Source organism: Pseudorhodoplanes sp. (assembly GCF_035565855.1).
In the GTDB taxonomy this organism is placed as follows: Bacteria; Pseudomonadota; Alphaproteobacteria; order Rhizobiales; family Xanthobacteraceae; genus Pseudorhodoplanes.
In genome coordinates this window covers 1-2447 of record NZ_DATMRX010000281.1, presented here as the reverse complement: position 1 = coordinate 2447, position 2447 = coordinate 1, and the positions used below count along the sequence as shown (strand labels likewise).

The window sequence follows — 2447 nt, the reverse complement described above, 5'->3', positions numbered from 1 at the left end:
GCCGATAGCTTCCTTGGGCACGGCGTAGAATTCGCTCAGCCTGGTCTTCGGGTCGAACCGCATGAAGCCCGGCCGCCCGGCAAAGATCCCGACCGTGTACCAGATCGAGCCGTCAGTCGGATGCGGCGTCACCGCATACGGGCCCGAGCCCGGATTGATGCGGCTGTCCTTACCCTCCTCCGCGGGCTTGCCCGGCTCGGTCCATGGGTCGAGCGTCCCGTTGCCGTTGGCGTCACGAACGAACGGCGCCCAGCCCTGCGCCTTCCGCGCATCGCCGGTCTCGTCCCACACCTTCGTGTTCACCCAGCCCGCGACTTGGCCGGTGCCGGAAAACCAAAGCGTATTGTCGGCGTCATAGCCGAATTGCGGGTGATGCGTGCCGAAACAGGTATCGATGAACGAGTATTTCATCGTCGCCGGATCGAGCATCGCCACCTGACGCGCGCTTTGCGTGAGCGGGAATGCTTTTGCCGACGGGTGATCCGAACCCGCCTTGCAGTAATCGGGATTTGCCAGACCGCGCACGCTCGCAGCGAGCCACAGGCGCCCCTTGTCGTCGAACATGGAATTGTGATTGTTCGCGCGGGTATCCCACAACACGTCGTCGCCCCAATAGGCGGATGGCATGGTCGGCGCGATGCCGCCCGCGTGACCCGGACCGAGCGATACCGGCATGTTCGGATCGGCAACCAGCATCTTGAAGAAGGTCACTGTGTGGGTCTTCGGATCGAGGATCGGCATCATGTCGGTGGAATATTCCGGCGAGCCGTAGAGCTTGCCGTAGGCATTCACCGTGGGCTTGCGCCGGTCCGACGAGATCAGGTCGTGCATGTATTTGTTCGGCTGCGACCAGTCCCAGGTCGTGACCACGAGATTGCGTTCTTCGCCTTGCGGGCGCGCCGGCTTGTGCTTCGGCAACTCGCCGCGCGCGACGCGATCGGTCCAGTCTCCGAAATATTTGTAGGGCACGCCGCCGAGCTCCCCGGCGATGCGGTTCGTCATCGATTCACCCGACTGGCCCGAGGCCAGCCGGCGCATCCATGCGTCCTCGCCGGTTTCGAAATGGCCGAACTGCGCCGGAATCGTGCGTGTCGCTGCCTGTCCGAGCTGATGGCAACCGACGCAGTCCACGTTGCCCATGCGCTGACGCCAGCGATCCTGCGTGATCTCCTTGGGAATCTCGGTCGCGCCGCCAAAATCCTTGGCCGGCGGGATCCTCATCATCGTGTACCAGTAGATCGCCGGATAATAATGCGCGGCCGCGCGATCGTCCGGCGCCGGGACCGCGGTGTGGTTCAGCACCTGTCCGGGCTTGGCGCGGAGGCGCGGGGAATCGACAAGTCCATACCCGCGCACCCACACCTTGTAATTTGCGACCGGAAGATCGGGAACGACGTAGCGGCCCTGATCGTCCGTCACCACGCTCTTGGTGTAACGGGTTGGCAGGTCTGTGGTTTCGGCGATCACCCAGACGCCGGCTTCCGGCCCGTTCGCTCCAGTCACCACACCGCCGATATCGTCCGCATCGATCGCGACCGGCTGCTGCGCATAAACCCGGGATGACGATCCGGCCGGCATCGCTGTGAAGAACGCGACAGCTACACCGGTCAGAAGCACGTGGCGGGACGGCATGGCAGGCTCCTCCACTGTCGTTTTTGCGATTGTTGGATATTAACAATCGCAATGGCGCCAAATTCGAGGAGCGGTTGATAAAATTTCGGCCTCGACCGGCGGCGCAGGCCTTACACCGTCACCTGGGTTCCGACCTCGACCACACGTCCGGTCGGGATCTGGAAGTAGTCGGTGGCGTCGCTCGCGCTTTTTGCAAGCCCGATGAACAGCCGGTCCTGCCAGACCGGCAGTTGAGAATTGGGCGCCGGCTTCAGCGTCCGCCGCGACAGAAAGAACGACGTCGACATGATGTCGAAGGTCCAGCCCAGCTTGCGCGCGATGGCGAGCGCTTTCGGCACGTTGGGCTGCTCCATGAAGCCGAAACGCAAGATCACGCGCCGGAAGCGCTCACCGAGCGGCTCGATCCGCACCCGCTCGCTTTCATCGACGCGCGGCGCGTCGGCATATTCGACCGTCAGGATGACATTCTGATCGTGCAGCGCCTTGTAGTGCTTCAGGCTGTGCATGAGCGCGGTCGGCGCGCTCTCCGGATCGCCGGACAGGAACACCGCGGTTCCCGGCACGCGGACCGGTGGCTTGCGTTCGATCATTCTGACAAGGTCACGCAGCGGCGTCTCGAGCTTGCGCGTCTTGCGGAACAGTTCGCGGCTGCCAACGCGCCACGTATACATCACGACCATCAGCGCTGCGCCGAGCACGAGCGGCATCCAGCCGCCATCGGCAATCTTCAATAGATTGCCCGACAGGAAGGTCAGGTCGATCAGCAGGAACGGCAGGATCACCGCGATCGCCGCGGCAAGCCCCCATCTCCAGAC

2 protein-coding genes are annotated in these 2447 nt (G+C 63.5%); both read right to left on the bottom strand.

Translation table 11 applies throughout. The features are described from left to right. Positions 1 to 1632 (bottom strand): carboxypeptidase-like regulatory domain-containing protein (locus tag VN004_RS16070; protein ID WP_325612065.1); only part of this gene is annotated, 1632 nt, incomplete at its 3' end. A 110-nt stretch (positions 1633 to 1742) separates the two neighbouring features. Beyond that, the coding region (locus tag VN004_RS16065; RefSeq protein ID WP_325612063.1) for a KUP/HAK/KT family potassium transporter at positions 1743 to 2447 on the bottom strand (705 nt) is incomplete at its 5' end.